The 16,772-nt window shown below is 68.4% G+C and carries 11 protein-coding genes; 6 read left to right on the top strand and 5 right to left on the bottom strand.

Annotated elements, in window-relative coordinates; all coding sequences use genetic code 11:
- Positions 1 to 34: 34 nt before the first annotated feature.
- The 3 genes from CW359_RS06015 to CW359_RS06005 are packed head-to-tail and all read right to left on the bottom strand — an operon-like array spanning position 35 to position 3,134.
- The gene (locus CW359_RS06015) at positions 35 to 865 is read right to left on the bottom strand and encodes a carbohydrate ABC transporter permease (protein WP_105968703.1); all 831 of its coding nucleotides are present in this window, start codon (positions 863 to 865) and stop codon (positions 35 to 37) included.
- Positions 862 to 1,800: a carbohydrate ABC transporter permease gene (locus CW359_RS06010; protein ID WP_232838260.1), complete on the bottom strand. Its 939-nt coding sequence runs from the start codon at positions 1,798 to 1,800 to the stop codon at positions 862 to 864. Before CW359_RS06010 ends, CW359_RS06015 begins: the two co-directional genes overlap by 4 nt.
- Before the next feature lie 20 nt (positions 1,801 to 1,820).
- Positions 1,821 to 3,134 carry an ABC transporter substrate-binding protein gene (locus tag CW359_RS06005; protein ID WP_105968701.1) on the bottom strand — a complete coding sequence of 438 codons (1,314 nt, stop codon included), beginning with the start codon at positions 3,132 to 3,134 and terminating at the stop codon, positions 1,821 to 1,823.
- A 158-nt stretch (positions 3,135 to 3,292) separates the two neighbouring features.
- On the opposite strand from CW359_RS06005, the gene CW359_RS06000 reads away from it, so the two are divergent.
- From CW359_RS06000 to CW359_RS05975, 6 genes are all read left to right on the top strand, one after another.
- Positions 3,293 to 5,692 (top strand): glycoside hydrolase family 2 protein, encoded by a 2,400-nt coding sequence (locus CW359_RS06000; protein ID WP_105968700.1) that lies wholly within the window; start codon positions 3,293 to 3,295, stop codon positions 5,690 to 5,692.
- Complete coding sequence (locus CW359_RS05995; protein ID WP_105968699.1) at positions 5,689 to 6,723, top strand: LacI family DNA-binding transcriptional regulator; 1,035 nt, start codon at positions 5,689 to 5,691, stop codon at positions 6,721 to 6,723. Before CW359_RS06000 ends, CW359_RS05995 begins: the two co-directional genes overlap by 4 nt.
- A 232-nt stretch (positions 6,724 to 6,955) precedes the next feature.
- Complete coding sequence (locus CW359_RS05990) at positions 6,956 to 8,182, top strand: thiolase family protein (protein ID WP_105968698.1); 1,227 nt, start codon at positions 6,956 to 6,958, stop codon at positions 8,180 to 8,182.
- Positions 8,179 to 10,305, top strand: a complete 2,127-nt coding sequence (locus CW359_RS05985) for a 3-hydroxyacyl-CoA dehydrogenase NAD-binding domain-containing protein (RefSeq protein ID WP_105968697.1) — start codon at positions 8,179 to 8,181, stop codon at positions 10,303 to 10,305. The genes CW359_RS05990 and CW359_RS05985 overlap by 4 nt, the downstream gene beginning before the upstream one ends.
- Before the next feature lie 255 nt (positions 10,306 to 10,560).
- A complete protein-coding gene (locus tag CW359_RS05980) occupies positions 10,561 to 12,006 on the top strand; it encodes a cellulose binding domain-containing protein (RefSeq protein WP_105968696.1) in 1,446 nt (481 codons plus the stop codon).
- Positions 12,007 to 12,061: 55 nt separating this feature from the next.
- The gene (locus CW359_RS05975; RefSeq protein ID WP_232838244.1) at positions 12,062 to 13,519 is read left to right on the top strand and encodes a polysaccharide deacetylase family protein; all 1,458 of its coding nucleotides are present in this window, start codon (positions 12,062 to 12,064) and stop codon (positions 13,517 to 13,519) included.
- A gap of 70 nt (positions 13,520 to 13,589) precedes the next feature.
- Here CW359_RS05975 and CW359_RS05970 read toward each other — a convergent pair whose 3' ends face one another.
- Positions 13,590 to 15,365 carry a glycosyltransferase gene (locus CW359_RS05970; RefSeq protein ID WP_105968695.1) on the bottom strand — a complete coding sequence of 592 codons (1,776 nt, stop codon included), beginning with the start codon at positions 15,363 to 15,365 and terminating at the stop codon, positions 13,590 to 13,592.
- Positions 15,362 to 16,615 (bottom strand): nucleotide sugar dehydrogenase, encoded by a 1,254-nt coding sequence (locus CW359_RS05965; RefSeq protein ID WP_408647457.1) that lies wholly within the window; start codon positions 16,613 to 16,615, stop codon positions 15,362 to 15,364. The genes CW359_RS05970 and CW359_RS05965 overlap by 4 nt, the downstream gene beginning before the upstream one ends.
- Positions 16,616 to 16,772: the final 157 nt, after the last annotated feature.

Raw genomic sequence — 16,772 nt, 5'->3', positions numbered from 1 at the left:
CGCGCAGTTCCCCGCGCCCCTGAAAGCAAAAGCCTCACCTGGTCGCGCCCTTCATGAAGCCGTTGTAGATGAACCTCTGCAGCGACAGGAACGCGACCAGCGTGGGCAGGATTACCAGGACCGCTCCGGCCGAGATCGTCTCCCAGTGGGCCGCGAAGGGGCCCTTGAAGCGGAAGAGGGACGTCGATATCACGCCAAGATCTTCCGACGGCATGTAGAGGAAGGGGATGTAGAAGTCGTTGTAGACGGTGATCCCCTTCACTATCACCACCGTCGCGATCGCCGGTTTCAGGAGCGGGAAGATGATCTTGCGGTAGATCGTGAAGGCGTTGGCTCCGTCGAGGCGTGCCGACTCGTCCAGCGAGATCGGGATGGACCGGACGAACTGCAGGAAGATGTAGATCGACACGATGTCCGTGCCCATGTAGAGCGCGATCGGCGCCCAGAGGGTGTCGAACATGCCGAAGCTGTTGACGATCTGGAAGGTCGCCACCTGGGTGGTGACGCCGGGGACCAGGGTCGCCACCAGGAACAGGGCGATCACCGGTTTCCGGAAGCGGAAGGTGAAGCGGTCGATCGCGTACGCCGTCATGGAGCCGATGAGGACGGTTCCCGTGACGGCGAACAGGAGGATGAACGCCGTGTTGGCGAACGCGGCCAGCATCTCGCCGTCCTGGAACGCCGTCACGTAGTTGTGGAAGTTCAGCAGGTCGCCGGGGAGGGAGAGCGCACCGCTGTCGTCCGCCATCTCCTGCTCGGACTTGAGCGAGGTCAGCACGATCACGCCCAGCGGCAGCAGGACGACCAGCGCCGCGAGGACAAGGGACAGGTACACGAACGTACGGGCGACCGCTCGGCGCGTCATACGAGGTCCACCCTGTCGTCCGGGACGAGCCGCCGCTGCACCCAGGTCACGGCCAGCACGATCAGCAGGAGTACGACAGCCGCCGCCGAGGCCAGCCCCGTCTTGTTGAACTGGAAGGCCAGCTTCACCGTCTGGATCACGAAGGTCTCGGTGCCGGTCGCGCCGCCGGTCATGATGTACGGGATCTCGAAGACCGAGAGCGAGCCGGAGATCGAGAGGATCACGCTCAGGCTCAGTACGGGCTTGATGCCCGGCGCGATGATGTACCGGAACTGGTGCCAGCGGTTCGCGCCGTCGAGTTCGGCCGCCTCGTACAACTCCCCCGGGATGGACTGGATCGCGCCCAGGAACAGGACGAAGTTGAGGCCCATGTAGCGCCACACCGAGACGCCGGCGAGTGAGATGTTCGCCGACGTCGGGGTGCCCAGCCAGGCGTGGTCGGTGTGGACGCCGAACACGCTCAGGACCGAGTCGAGCGTGCCGCCGTCCTGGAAGAAGTACAGGAACACGAAGCCGATCGCGACCCCGTTGATCAGATACGGGAAGAACAGCACGCCCTTGAAGAAGTTCCGGAAGCGCACGTCGAAGCTGAGGATCGTCGCGAAGTAGAGCGCTGCGACGATCTGGACGGCGGACGCGGCCAGGTAGTAGCCGCTGACGAAGAACACCTCGAACAGCTCGGGGCGGGTGAGGAGTTCGGTGTAGTTCCCGGCGCCCGTGTAGTGCAGTTCGGGGCTGACGCCGTCCCAGTCGGTGAAGCTGTACGCGACCATGTTGGCGATCGGCGCGTAGGTGAAGGTCAGCAGGAGCGCGAGCGGGGCGATCAGGAACAGCCAGGGAGTCGCGCCTCGCCGCAGACGCGCTCCGCGTGGGGCCTGCGGTGGTGCGGGGGCGGGCGGCGGCTCCTTCCCGCGCGCCGCCGCACGCCCCGTCATGGCGGCCTCGGTGGTGTCCGTCACCGGGTCCCCACGGACTGCTGTGCCTCGGTCCAGCGCTTGCCGAGGTCCCCGAGGAAGTCGTCCAGGCTGCCCTTGCGGGCGCCTCGGGCCAGGTCGACGAGGTCCTGGCGGTAGTCGGGGGCGTAGATGCCGACCTCCGACTCGGTGTCCACGAGCTTGAGTTGGGCGCCCGCGCTGTCGTCGACCTCGATGAACTTCACGCCTGCTTCCTCGTACGGCTGGAGGACGGCGGGCAACGGGGCGTTCTTCAGCGGGGAGATGGCCAGGTTGTCGTCCGCGTAGCCCGACTTGTCGGTGAACCAGTCGATCCAGGCGCGGGCCGCCTCCTTGTGCTCGCTGTGGACGTTGACGGCCTGGTTGTAGTCGGGGCCGACAACAGCGCAGAACTTGCCGTCCACTTGGGCCGGGAAGGGCATGAACCCGATGTCGGCGGGGTCGACGCCGGCCTTCTTCGCCGCGTCCTGGAACTGGACGATCGCCCAGGTGCCGAGCCACTGCGTGGCGATCTGCCCCTTCGCCAACCGGGGCTTGGACGCCTCCCAGTTGGTGGTCGTCGGGTCCTTCTCGGCGAGCCCGTCGTGCACGATGTCGTAGAGGAGGGTGTCGCCGACGCGCAGGTCGGCGCCCTTGGCCCAGGGGTCGCTCTCGACCAGCTTCGTGGTCGCCCCGGTGTCGCAGCCCACCGAGCCGTTGACGTACGTCCAGGACGTGAGCGGCCACTGGGCGGCGAAGTTGGTGTAGTACGGGTCCGCGTCCGTCTTCGACTTGATCGCCTTGAGGGCGGTGATGAACTCGGCGGGCGTGGTGGGCCAGTCGGTGATGCCGGCCTCCTGCCAGATCCGCTTGTTGTACAGGAAGCCGGGGGTCACGCCGACCGGGCTCTGGCCGTAGACCTTGCCGCCGACGGTGGTGAAGTCGGTGAAGCGGTACTTCGCGGCGCGCTCCGCCTGGGTGCCGAGGGAGGCGAAGAACTTCGGGTAGTCGCTCTTCTTGATCACCGCGGGGATCAGCAGGACATCGCCGTAGTTCTCCGTGTTCATCCGGATCTTGACTTCGGCCTCGTAGTTGGTGAGCCCCTCGAACTCGACCTTCACGTTCGGGTACGTCTCGCGGAACGCGTCGGCGTATTTCTTCAGCGTGCCGTCCTGCACGAGGTCGGTCCGCACGGTGAGGACCTTGATGGTTCCGCTCACCTTCGACGGATCGTCAGGCGCCTTCGCGTCGGCGCCCTTTGAGGCTCCGCCGGTGCCGGTGCACGCGGAGAGCAGCAGACCGGCGGTGAGGAGTGCGGGAAGCGTGCGGCGGTTCATGTGCATCAGCTCCGTTCGGGACGGACGAGCACTAACGGGATGGCTGATTCGGCACTCTGACACCACTTACTGAACCGGTAAAGTCCCTATTTCGCCAACGCTGACCCCACTCTTTCCGCGCCTGACTCACGCGGAAGTTGAACGGTTTAGGAGTGCGCATGCTGGAGGCCACACCGCTCACCGAGGGCTGGACCGTGCGGCACGAGGGGGGCCGACTGCCCGCCACGGTGCCTGGTTGCGTGCACACCGACCTGCTGGCGGCGGGGGTCGTCCCGGACCCCTTCATCGGGCGGAACGAGGCCGAGGTCGCGTGGGTGGGGCGGCGGGAGTGGACGTACGAGACCAACCTCGATGCCTCCTCCACGCATGAACAGACCGATCTCGTCTTCGACGGGCTGGACACCGCCGCCGAGATCCTCCTCGACGGTCAACTCCTGGGCCGGGTGCGGAACATGCATCGCTCCTACCGCTTCGACGTGACCGGCATGTCCGGGCGGCTGACCGTGCGGTTCGCCTCCGCGTACGCCGAGGCGGAGGCCGTGCGGGAGCGGCTGGGCGAGCGGCCGGGTGCCTATGCCGAGCCCTACCAGTACATCCGGAAGATGGCCTGCTCCTTCGGCTGGGACTGGGGGCCCACCCTTGTCACCGCCGGGATCTGGCGGCCGGTGCGGCTGGAGCAGTGGTCCACGGCCCGGATCGCGCGGGTGCGGCCCGAGGTGACGGTCGACGAACTGGGCGTGGGGCACGTCGAGTTGGCGGTCGATGTGGAGCGCACGAGGGTCGAGGCCGGGCTCACCCTGGAGGCCCGGGTGAGTGGTGTTTCCGGCGGCGGCGAGCTTCGGGCGCTCGGCACGGTCGACGGGACCAGTGGTGTCGTACGGCTGGAAGTCCCGGACGTCGAGTTGTGGTGGCCGCGCGGGTACGGAGAACAGGCGCTGTACGAGGTCGAGTTGACGCTTCGTCATGGCGAGGTTCCGCTGGACGGCTGGCGGCGGCGGGTCGGGTTCCGGACCGTTCGGCTCGACATGTCCGCCGACGCCCATGGGACCGGGTTCACGCTGGTCGTCAACGGCGAGCGGCTGTTCGCGCGGGGCGTCAACTGGATCCCGGACGACGTGTTCCCGTCCCGGATCACCCGGGAGCGGTACCGGGAGCGGCTCGCGCAGGCCGCCGACGCGGGCGTGGACCTCGTACGCGTGTGGGGCGGCGGGATCTACGAGAGCGAGGACTTCTACGACGCCTGCGACGAGTCGGGGCTGCTGGTCTGGCAGGATTTCCCGTTCGCGTGCGCGGCCTATCCCGAGGAGCAGCCGCTGCGGGGCGAGGTCGAGGCGGAGGCCCGGGAGAACGTCGTACGGCTGATGCCGCATCCCTCGCTGGTGCTGTGGAACGGGAACAACGAGAACCTCTGGGGCTTCAAGGACTGGGGGTGGGAGCGGCGGCTCGCCGGGGAGTCCTGGGGCGAGGGGTACTACCTGGGCGTACTGCCGCGCGTGGTGGCCGAGTTGGACCCTACGCGGCCGTACACGGCGGGCAGTCCCTGGTCGGGTTCCTGGGAGCGGCATCCGAACGATCCGGCGCACGGCACGCATCACTCCTGGGAGGTGTGGAACCGGCGGGACTACGCCGACTACCGGCTCGAAGTCCCGCGTTTCGTGGCCGAGTTCGGATGGCAGGCACCGCCCGCGTACGCCACGCTGCGACGGGCGCTGCCCGGTGAGGCGCTCGCCGCCGACTCCCCCGGCATGCTGCACCACCAGAAGGCGGAGGACGGGAACGGGAAGCTGGAGCGCGGGCTCGGTCACCATTTCGCGTTGCCCGAAGGGGACTTCGACCGGTGGCACTATCTCACCCAGGTCAATCAGGCCCGGGCCGTCTCCGCCGGGATCGAGCACTGGCGGTCGCACTGGCCCGTATGCGCGGGGACCATCGTGTGGCAGCTCAACGACTGCTGGCCGGTGACGAGTTGGGCGGCGGTCGACGGGGACGGGCGAGAGAAGCCGCTGTGGCACGAGCTGCGGCGGCTGTACGCGGATCGGCTGCTCACTCTTCAAGTGCGGGAGGCCGGGCTGGTGTTGGTGGTCGTCAATCAGGCCGCCGAGCGGTGGAAGGGGACCGTGGAGCTGCGGCGGCCGGCCGTGGACGGGGGTGCCGTGGGTGGCGGGGCGGTGACGCGGGTCGGGTTCGAGGTGGAGAGGCGGGCCGTCGCCGAGGTGCCGGTGCCCGAGGGGCTTGTGCCCGTGGGGGGCGGGGAGTTCCTGGTCGCCGACGTGGACGGGCTGCGGGCGCTGTATTTTCCGGTGCCCGACCGTGAAATCCCCTATCCCCGGCCCGAGTTCGACGTGAGTGTCGCTCCGGGGGCGGTCACGGTGACGGCCCGTACCCTCGTACGGGATCTGCTGTTGCAGGCGGACCGGCTGGACCCGGGGGCGCGGGCCGATCGTGGGCTGGTGACCCTGCTGCCCGGGGAACAGGTGACCATCGGGGTGCGTGGCTGGGAGACTCCGGATGCCGAGATCGCCCGATCGGCCCTGTACTGCGTGGAGCCGGCACGATGACGGCATCGCCGACCCCCCGCGTCACCATCAAGGACGTCGCCGCGCGCGCCGGTGTCTCCAAGGGGGCGGTGTCCCTCGCCTTCAACCACAAGCCGGGGCTCGCCGAGGCGACCCGGGACCGGATCTTCGCCGCCGCCCGTGAGCTGGGCTGGGAGCCGAGCGTCAGCGCGCGGTCGCTGGCCGGGGCGCGGGTCGACGTGGTGGGGCTGGCGATCTGCCGGCCCGCCCGGCTGCTCGGGCTCGAACCTTTCTACATGGACTTCATCTCGGGCGTGGAGAGCGTGCTGACCGAGCACTCGTGCTCGCTGCTGCTCCGGCTCGTGCGGAGCCTGGAGGAGGAGGTCGGGCTGCAGGAGTCCTGGTGGAAGGGGCGGATCATCGGCGGGGCGATCCTGGTCGACCTGCGGGCCGACGATCCGCGCGTCCCGGCCGTCGAGCGGCTCGGGATGCCCGCGGTCGCGGTCGGGCATCCGTCGCTGGCCGGTGGGCTCACCGCCGTGTGGACCGATGACGCGACCGCCGTGACGGAGGCGGTGCGGTATCTCTCGGCGCTCGGGCATCGGCGGATCGCCCGGGTGGGGGGTGCGGTGGCGCTGGGGCACAGCGGGATTCGTACGGCCGCGTTCGACGAGGCGGCGCGGGGGGTCGGGCTCGTGGGGGTGTCGCAGGTGGCGACCGATTTCTCGGGGGACGAGGGGGCTCGGGCGACGCGGTCGCTGTTGTCCGTGTCGGGCTCGGAGCGGCCTACGGCGATTCTGTACGACAACGACATCATGGCGGTGGCGGGGTTGTCCGTGGCTGCGGAGATGGGGCTGAGTGTGCCGGGGGATGTGTCGTTGCTGGCGTGGGACGACTCGCAGTTGTGCCGGTTGACCCGGCCTACGTTGTCGGCGATGAGTCATGATGTGCACGGGTTTGGGGTGGATGTTGCCCGGACCTTGTTCGGGGTGATCGGTGGGGGTGCGGAGTCCCATCCGGTGGCTACCCCTGTGCTTGTTCCCCGGGGGTCCACTGCTCCGCCCAAGGGGTAGGGGCTTCTGTTGTTCGGGCGGGTGCGGGTCCGTTGTGGCTGGTCGCGCCGTTCCTCGCGCCCCTTGGGTACGCTTGTGTAACCGGCGGTAACATGTTGAGCCCGTGTGACCTTTGCCGCTCCTCCTCCCGGGGGTGTGCAGTACGGTTACTCACAAGTAGCATGGGGCTGAGCGCCCGCTCAGCGGTTGCGTATGCAGCAGTGCCGTCCCGCACCTCTGGAGGAGAGCCATCGTGCCTCGTACCGTCAAGGACGTCGTCTTCGTCGACGGCGTCCGCACCCCGTTCGGCAAGGCGGGCCCGAAGGGCATCTACCACGAGACCCGCGCGGACGACCTCGTCGTGAAGGCGATCCGGGAGCTGCTGCGCCGCAACCCCGGTCTCGACCCGGCGAAGATCGACGAGGTCGCCATCGCCGCGACCACGCAGATCGGTGACCAGGGGCTCACCATCGGCCGTACGGCGGGCATCCTCGCCGGGCTGCCGCAGTCGGTGCCCGGTTACTCCATCGACCGGATGTGTGCCGGCGCGCTGACCGCCGTCACCTCGGTCGCCGGTTCCGTCGCGTTCGGCGCGTACGACATCGCCGTCGCCGGTGGTGTCGAGCACATGGGCCGCCACCCCATGGGCGAGGGCGTGGACCCGAACCCGCGGTTCGTGAGCGAGAAGCTCGTCGACGAGTCCGCTCTGTTCATGGGCATGACCGCCGAGAACCTGCACGACCGGTACCCGACGATCACCAAGCAGCGCGCCGACGAGTACGCCGTGCGCTCGCAGGAGAAGGCTGCGAAGGCGTACGCCAACGGCAAGATCCAGCAGGACCTGGTGCCGATCTCCGTACGGAACACCAACGCGGAGGTGGGTGAGACCGGTTGGGGTCTGGTCACCGCCGACGAGCCGATGCGGCCGGGGACCACCCTGGAGAACCTGAGCGGCCTGAAGACGCCGTTCCGGGTGCACGGTCGGGTCACCGCCGGTAACGCGGCCGGTCTGAACGACGGCGCCACCGCCTCCCTAATCGCCTCCGAGGACTTCGCCCGCGAGAACAACCTCCCGGTGAAGATGCGTCTCGTCTCGTACTCCTTCGCGGGTGTCGAGCCGGAGGTCATGGGCTACGGCCCGATCCCGGCGACGGAGAAGGCGCTCGCCCAGGCGGGCCTGTCCATCGACGACATCGGTCTCTTCGAGATCAACGAGGCCTTCGCCGTACAGGTGCTGGCCTTCCTTGAGCACTACGGCATCGCGGACGACGACGCGCGCGTCAACCAGTACGGCGGTGCCATCGCCTTCGGTCACCCGCTGGCCTCCTCCGGCGTGCGCCTGATGACGCAGCTCGCCCGGCAGTTCGAGGAGCAGCCGGAGGTCCGCTACGGCCTGACGACGATGTGCGTCGGCTTCGGCATGGGCGCCACCGTCATCTGGGAGAACCCGCACTTCGAGTCCGCCGGAGGCAGCAAGTGAGCATCACCGAACTCCTCAAGGGCGCGGCCGAGTTGTTCCCCGACGAGGTCGTGACGTCGGCGCACGTACGCCACCTCGACCTGCCGTTCGGCGCCGGGCGCTTCGCGCTGATCACGCTCGACAACGGCCTCGACCACACCAAGCCGACCACCTTCGGCCCTGCCTCGCTGGCGAACCTGAGCGCCGCCATCGACCAGGTCGAGAAGGAGGCGTCGGCCGGCGAGATCGTCGGTGTCGGTGTCACCGGCAAGCCGTTCATCTTCGCCGTCGGCGCGGACCTCAAGGGCGTAGAGCTCCTGACGAACCACGACGACGCGCTCGCCATCGGCAAGGGCGGCCACGAGGTCTTCAAGCGGCTGTCGGCGCTCGCGGTCCCGACCTTCGGCTACTACAACGGTGCCGCCATGGGCGGTGGCGTCGAGGTCGGTCTGCACTGCTCGTACCGGACCGTGTCGAAGGCCATCCCGGCCTTCTCCCTCCCCGAGGTCTTCCTCGGCCTGGTGCCGGGCTGGGGCGGCTGCACGCTGCTCCCGAACCTGATCGGCGCCGAGCGTGCGGTGAGCGTGATCATCGAGAACTCGCTCAACCAGAACAAGCAGCTCAAGGGCCAGCAGGTGCTCGACCTGGGCATCGCCGACGCGCTGTTCGAGGGCGCGGACTTCCTGGAGCAGTCGCTGATCTGGACGGCTTCCGTCCTCAAGGGCGACATCACGGTCGAGCGTCCGGCGATCGACCGCGGCGAGGCCTGGGACCAGGCGGTCGCCAAGGGCCGGTTCATCGCGGACAGCAAGGTGCACGGGGCCGCTCCGGCCGCCTACCGCGCCCTCGACATCATCGAGGCGGCGAAGAACGGCGACCTCCAGCAGGGGTACGACGCCGAGGACGTGGCCCTCGCCGACCTGATCATGGGCGGCGAACTCCGGTCCGGCATCTACGCGTTCAACCTCGTGCAGAAGCGCGGCAAGCGTCCTGCGGGTGCGCCCGACAAGTCGCTCGCCCGTCCGGTGACGAAGGTGGGCGTGGTCGGCGCGGGCCTGATGGCCTCGCAGCTGGCGCTGCTCTTCCTGCGCCGCCTCGAGGTGCCGGTCGTGCTGACCGACATCGACCAGGAGCGCGTCGACAAGGGTGTGGGCTACGTCCACGCCGAGATCGACAAGCTGCTCGGCAAGGGCCGTGTCAACCAGGACAAGGCCAACCGCCTGAAGGCCCTGGTCACCGGTGTACTGGACAAGGCCGAGGGCTTCTCCGACGCGGACTTCATCATCGAGGCCGTCTTCGAGGAGATCGGCGTCAAGCAGCAGGTGTTCGCGGAGGTCGAGGCGGTCGCCCCGGCGCACGCGATCCTGGCCACCAACACGTCTTCGCTGTCGGTGACGGAGATGGCGTCGAAGCTGAAGAACCCCGAGCGGGTCGTCGGCTTCCACTTCTTCAACCCGGTCGCGATCCTGCCGCTGCTCGAGATCGTGCGCGGCGAGCAGACGGACGACGCCTCGCTGGCCACGGCGTTCGGTGTCGCGAAGAAGCTGAAGAAGACCGCGGTGCTGGTGAAGGACGCGCCCGCGTTCGTCGTCAACCGCATCCTCACGCGCTTCATGGGCGAGATCCAGAACGTGATCGACGAGGGTACGTCGGTCGAGGTCGCGGAGAAGGCGGTGGAGCCGCTGGGGCTGCCGATGTCCCCGCTGGTGCTGCTGGAGCTGGTCGGTCCGGCGATCGGCCTGCATGTGTCCGAGACACTGAACCGGGCGTTCCCGGACCGCTTCACGGTGTCGCCGAACCTGGCGGCGGTCGTGAAGGCCGGCAAGCGCGGCTTCTACGTCTACGACAGCGGCAAGCCGGAGCTGGACCCCGAGGTCGCCGCGCTGCTCAAGCAGGGGGATGTGTCCCTGAGCGAGGAGCAGGTGCGGGACCGGGTGCTCGACGCGGTGGCCCAGGAGATCGGGATCATGCTGGCGGAGGGTGTCGTCGCCGAGGCGCAGGACATCGACCTCTGCCTGATCACCGGCGCCGGTTGGCCCTTCCACCTGGGCGGGCTCACGCCCTACCTGGACCGTGAGGGCGTCTCCGAGCGGGTGAACGGGAAGCGGTTCCTGGAGGCCGGGGTGGCGAGCGTCCCGGCGTGACGGGACGTCCACAGCACGGCAATTCGTAGCGGGCGCGGGCCGCACGGTGAACTCACCGTGCGGCCCGTCCCTTTGCCCTGACTTTGCCCGGAGCCGACCACGCCGAGGCCGTACGGCGATTTCCGTCCTGTGATTGATTCAGTTCCTGCAGATGACACCTCACCGATAGAATCCTCACAAGATCTGACCATATGCAGCACTCCAGCGGATAGTTTCTGCCTCACTGTCGCCCAATTGCCTTGCGGAGGAATGTCCGTGCCGTCCAACCGCCGCCAGCCCCGTCCCCGCAGCAGGGTGTGGCCCAAGATCAAGCTGCTGTTGCTCGTGGGCGCGGTCGTCGCCGGCGGTACGGCGCTCTATCCCCTGTGGCGTGCGGCGAATCCGGATCCGCCAGAGCTGACCGTGCGGTACCGGACCGACACCGCGGCCACGGCGGAGGCGGCCAGGCCGTCGTTGGAGATCTTCAACGAGTCGAAGAAGCCGCTGCCCCTGAGCGAGGTGACGCTGCGGTACTACTTCACCGCGGACGACGCCTCCGCGTACGCCTTCAACTGCGTCCAGGCCGCTGTGGGCTGCTCGAACATCGCCGGAACCATCGGCACACCGGACAAGCCCACCGAGACCGCCGACCACTACCTCGAAATCGCGTTCGCGGCAGGGGCGGGCGCGCTGAAACCCGGGGCGAACAGCGAGGGCATCGAGCTGCAGCTCTACCGTGTCGACCACAAGGAGCTGAAGCAGTCCAACGACCGCTCCTTCGACGCCACGATGAAGACCTACAAGGAGTCGAAGAAGGTGACCGCGTACAAGCGCGGTGTGCTCGCCTGGGGCGAGGAACCCGACGGCGCCGAACCGAAGAGCGGCGGCAAGGAGACGCCGCCGGCATCAGCGGCGGCCGACCCGGCACCCGTCGTGCCCGCCAAGACGGTCTTCGACAACTTCAACTACCGCGGCCCCAAGGACCCCGCCCTCTTCAAGCACGGCTGGCTGGTCCGCACCAGCAAGGGCGGCCCGGGAATCGACGACACCTGGTCGGCCGACGGTGTCAGCTTCCCCAGCGAGCCGAACGCCGAGGGCCACGGCCAGGTGCTTCAGCTGCGCGCCACCACGGACGGCACCAAGGCCGGAACCAGGCAGGCCAGTCTGGGGACCGCCGCCCGCGAGTTCCGCGAGGGCACCTACGCCGCGCGGATCCACTTCAGCGACAAGCCGACCGAGGGCGAGAACGGCGATCACGTCAACCAGACCTTCTACACGATCGGCGGCAGCGGCACCGAGTACAGCGAACTCGACAACGAGTACATGCCGAACGGCGGCTGGGGCGCTCCCGGCCCCAAGCTCGACACCACGAGCTGGTACAGCGTCGAGGCCGGGGACCGGGTCACCACCAAGACCGAGGAGAGCCTCGCCGGGTGGCACACCATGCTGATCACCGTCGAGGACGACCTGGTCACGTACCGCCTCGACGGCCGCGAACTGTTCACCAGCAAGGGGAAGTACGTCCCGCGCGCGGGTATGTCGGTGAACTTCAACACCTGGTTCGTGGACCTTCCGTTCAAGGGCGACCGCACCTGGGACATGAAGGTCGACTGGCTGTACTACAACGCCACGGCCACGCTCTCGCAGAAGCAGGTCGAAACGGCGGTGAAGGGCTTCACCGACAGCGGCATGAACTACTTCGACACGATGGCCAAGCCCTGATCCCCGCTCCGGCCGGACCGGCCGGTCAACAGACACGTACAGGCAGGAGCCCCCGTTGAGCCACGAGCCGTTGTCACCAGGCGCCCTGAGCCGGCGCTCCGCACTGCGCCTGGCCGGTACGGGAGGTCTCGCGACCGCCGGCGGCACCCTGCTGGGCGCCACGGCGGCCCAGCCCGCGGCGGCGGCCACTGTCACGGCCGCCGCGGCGATCGGCGGGCTCGGCACCCCGCCTCCGTACGCCCCGTCGGGCCGCCGCCCCAGATTCCGCCGCGCCACCTGGGCCCAGCAGTTCCAGGCGGGGCACGGCTGGACCGCCGCGGGCGCCGGCACCGCGTCGGCCGAGCCGAACGACACCTCGGTCTTCGTCCGGGGCACCCAGTCGGTCCGGGTGACCACCACGGGGACGGGCACGCAGTCGTACGTCCGCAGAACCGCCCAGCCGGCGATGAACCTGACCGGGAAGATGATCCGGCTCCTGCTGCGGGTCGAGGACACGGCCAAACTGTCCAAGCTGGTCTTCTACCTGGGCACCGGCTCGTTCGCGAACTTCTTCGCCTGGACGTTCCACACCCACTCCGCCACGGCCGCCAACTACGTCCAGTCGGGAGACTGGGTCACGGTCCACCTCCAGTGGGCCGACGTCACCAGCGCGGTCGGCACGTACTCGGTCTCCGCCGCCGGGGTGCCCTCCACCAGGACCGGGTTCACCGACATGTCGTTCGCCGTGTACGACAACGCGGGCGGACCGGTGACGTACTGGCTCCAGTCCGTCGAGCTGGTCCCCGACACCACCGGCGTCTTCCCCAAGGGAGCGGTCTCGCTCACCTTCGACGACTCGCACAACTCGGTCCACAACTTGGCCCGGCCTGCGATGGACGCGTACGGGTTCGCCGGCACGGTCTACAACATCGCCGACGCGATCGGCACCGGCGCCTTCCTGAGCGTCGACCAGATGCGCTCCATGCAGGACTTCTCGGGCTGGGAGATGGGCGGGCACTCGTACGCGACGGCCGCCCACACGGCGAGCTACACCGGTCTCACCGCGCAGCAGGTGGACGACGACTTCCGGCGGTTGCGGGAATGGCTGGTGTCCAACGGCTTCAACAGCGAGCACTTCGCCTATCCGCACGGCGCGTTCGGGCGGACGACGGACGGCGTTCCGGTGGACCTGATCGCGACCCGGCACTTCACCACGGCCAGATCGATCGTCTCCGAGACGATCGAGTCCTTCGCCCCGGCGATGCCGTACCGCCTCAAGGCACTGACGGGCATCAACGACGGCTCGGGCATCGGCGGCACCACCTTGTCCGGCCTGACCGCCGCAGGCGGCCGGCTGGACCGCTGTGCGAACAACGGCGACTGGCTCATCCTCTGTCTGCACCGGATCGTCGAGGGAACTCCGGCCAGCAGTACGGAGATCAGCCGGACCGGCCTGACCACGCTCATGGAGGCGATCAACGCCCGGGGCATCCCCGTCGTGACCGTCTCCGAGGCGATGGCCTACTACGCGTGACGGGCTGAAAGGGCGAGCGAAGAGGGGGCGGACCGCGCGGTCCGCCCCCTCTCTCCTGCGCGTCCGGCTGCTACCAGCCCGGTCCCCGGCCCTGTCCGTGCCCCTGCTGCCAGGAGGGATCCGTGTACTCGCCCTCCTGGGGGTACTGACCCGGGTGCCCGCCCTGCTGCTGTTGCTGCCCGCCGGGGTACTGGGTCCCCGCGGGATACCACTCGCCGTTCTGCTGCTGGGCGTTGTGCTGCTGAGGGGCCGGGCCCTGAGCCCCCCAGGTCACGCGCTGCTGGGGAACGCCCTGGAGGTGACCGGCGTCCTGCCCGCCCGGGAGCGGCTGCTCGAAGACTACGGCGGCCTGGCGAGGGGCCGTACGCGCGAGTGCCACGCCTTCGAGGCGCATCAGCTGGAGCGTCTCACCGACCTTGGGGTCGGAGTACGGGTCCTCTTCCTCGTAGATCTCCGTCACGTCCGTCTCGTGGTCCCCGGCGACCGAGACCTCGACACCGCCCTGCCGGGTGCCCCAACTGCCCTTGTGCAGGGTGAGGAGGGCGTAGAAGCGGAGCGGGGTGAGCAGGGTCAGCTGGATCACACCGTAGATCGGTGCGAGCAGGAACATGCCGAAGCGTTTGACGAAGCCCATGCCCCGGCGCGGGAAGTCGAGGTACCGCACATTGCGGAGGTATCCCATGAGCACCATGAACACGGCGTAGTCGCCTATGTGGTTGAGGAACTGGTGCGGCTTCGTGATGGGCAGGATGACCATCGAGTAGAACATCGCCGAGCCGAACACCAGCCACAGCGCGAGTTCCATGCAGGTCAGCCAGAAGGCGGGCCGGTACTTCTTCTGGTGCCGGAAGGCCCACAGGGACTCACGGAAGAAGGACTTGTTCCAGCGGACCTGCTGGCGCAGGAAGTGCGGCAGTTTCTCCGGTACGGCCGTGTAGCCGACAGCGGTCTCCTGGAAGACCACCTGGCCCTCCATCAGGCAGTAGTTGGTCATACGGCGGTCGTCGCCGAAGACCGCCGGCTTGCCCAGGAACTGCTGGTTGAGGAAGTCGGGGAGGTACTTGCGGACCAGCGTCCCCCGGTAGGCGGAGAGGGCGCCGCAGCAGCACAGCACGGACTTCAGCCGTGAGTACGCGGCCCGCTCGAAGAGGAACGAGTTGCCGTACCGCAGGTCCTGGAGACGGGTGAAGATGTTGCTGTCGTGGTTGAGCGCCAGCACCATGCCCGTGGATGCCATGATCTTCTCGTCCGCCATCGGCAGGAGCAGCTCACGGACGGTGTCCCGGGAGAGCACGGTGTCCGAGTCCACGCACAGGAAGATGTCCGTGTACGGCGCCGCCTCGAAGCCCAGCGCGAGCGCCTCCCGCTTGCCCTTGTTCTCCGGCTGCACGCTGACCGTGTACTTCACGCCGCGGGCCTCGAACTCGCGCCGCATCCGCTTCGCCGTCCTGATGCCGCTGTCGTCGGCGCTGGCGTCGTCGATGATGTGGATCTCGTTGGGGAGCCGGCTCTGCACGAGGAGGCTGCGCATGCCCTGCTCGAACATCACCGGGTCCTCGTTGTAGATCGGGATGACCGCGGTGACCCAGGAGTTCTCCAGGTACTCCAGTCCTGCCCGGTCCGCCTTGGCCGGACGGTAGAAGAGGGCGCCGAACATCTTGAGGGCCAGCAGGCCCATGGCGCCCATCGAGTACAGGTGCAGCGAGCCGGCGTCGAGCCGGGTGGCGATCAGCGCCGCGAGACCGAGGAAGACGAGATACGAGACCTTCAGATGCCTGCGTTTGCGGTGCCGCTGACGTCCGTCGGAGTCGACGGCACCGGGTACGTACGTGTCCTCGGAGGTCACAGCTTGACCACCCGGGGGTGATCGGCGGACTTGCCTCTGGTGTCGAAGAGCATCCGGGCGCGGTCGGCCAGCAGGCCCAGGTCCAGCTCGCGGTGGGGCTGGAGCAGGATGGTGAGGTCAGCGGACCCGGCCTCGGCAAGGTAGTCGTCGGTCCGCTCGACCGGCAGTCCGTCGACCGTCCAGTCCGCGACCCGCGGATCGAAGTAGACCAGCTCCGCGCCCCGCGCGCGCAGGTTCTGGGCCACCGCCAGGGCGGGGCTCTCGCGCTGGTCGGAGATGTCGGGCTTGTAGGTCACGCCGAGCAGCAGGACGCGTGAGCCGCGGACCGCCTTGCTCCGGTCGTTGAGCAGATCGGCCGCCCTGTTGACCACGTGCACGGGCATCCGCTGGTTGATCTCCTGCGCCAGCTCCACGAAGCGGAACGGGATGCCGAGCGAACGCACCTTGTACGAAAGGTAGTTGGGGTCGATGGGAATGCAGTGACCGCCCACCCCCGGACCGGGGTAGAAGGGCGCGAAGCCGAACGGCTTGGTGGCGGCGCAGCGGATCGCGTCCCACAGGTCGACACCGATCTCACGGCAGAACATCGACATCTCGTTGACGAGGGCGATGTTCACGTGCCGGTAGGTGTTCTCCAGCAGCTTGGCCATCTCGGCCTCGCGCGTGCCCTTCGCCTCGACCACACGCGTCACGAAGCGCTCGTAGAGGGCGCGGGCCGCCTTGGTGCAGTCCGGGGTGATGCCGCCGACCACCTTGGGCGTGTTCTCCAGGCCGTAGGCGGGGTTGCCCGGGTCGATGCGCTCCGGGGAGAAGGCGAGGTGGAAGTCCTCGCCGACGCGCAGTCCACCGGCCTCCAGGCGGGGCCGTACGACCTCGTCGGTGGTCCCGGGGTAGGTCGTCGACTCCAGGACCACGAGGGTGCCCGGAGACAGGTTCTCCGCGATGTCCTCGACGGCGGCGTGCACCGCGCCGAGGTCCGGGGAGCCGTGGTCCGTGAGCGGGGTCGGGACGCAGACGACGACCGCCGCCGCATCGGCGATGACCTCGGCCCGGTCGACCGCCGTGAAGCCCCGCTCCAGCATCGAGCTGACCTCGTCGTCGGTGATGTCGTCCACATGCGACCGGCCGGCGTTCAAGCCGTCCACGACCCGTCGGCTGCGGTCGAGACCGACCACTTTCAGCCCTGCCGCCGAAGCGGAACGGGCAAGAGGGAGCCCTACGTAACCGAGCCCCACAACTACAAGATCCACGGAGGCGACTCCGCTCACGACATCATCCCCAACCCCGTTAACACCGGCGAGCTGTCGTCCGAGGTCGAAACCTCGACTCCCGATGACAAAATTCGAACAAAAACAAGAATGAGGATGCTAACAACAACTTCACACTTCAAACACAGATCACACAGTG

This window comes from Streptomyces geranii, assembly GCF_002954775.1.
Lineage (GTDB): Bacteria > Actinomycetota > Actinomycetes > Streptomycetales > Streptomycetaceae > Streptomyces > Streptomyces geranii.
This window is presented reverse-complemented; position numbering and strand designations above follow the sequence as displayed.

What these genes read in the sequence shown, in the direction of transcription:
- CW359_RS06015 (WP_105968703.1), bottom strand. Translation starts at nt 865, where the DNA reads ATGACGCGCCGAGCGGTCGCCCGTACGTTCGTGTACCTGTCCCTTGTC.
- CW359_RS06005 (WP_105968701.1), bottom strand. Translation starts at nt 3,134, where the DNA reads ATGAACCGCCGCACGCTTCCCGCACTCCTCACCGCCGGTCTGCTGCTC.
- CW359_RS06000 (WP_105968700.1), top strand. Translation starts at nt 3,293, where the DNA reads ATGCTGGAGGCCACACCGCTCACCGAGGGCTGGACCGTGCGGCACGAG.
- CW359_RS06010 (WP_232838260.1), bottom strand. Translation starts at nt 1,800, where the DNA reads ATGACGGGGCGTGCGGCGGCGCGCGGGAAGGAGCCGCCGCCCGCCCCC.
- CW359_RS05995 (WP_105968699.1), top strand. Translation starts at nt 5,689, where the DNA reads ATGACGGCATCGCCGACCCCCCGCGTCACCATCAAGGACGTCGCCGCG.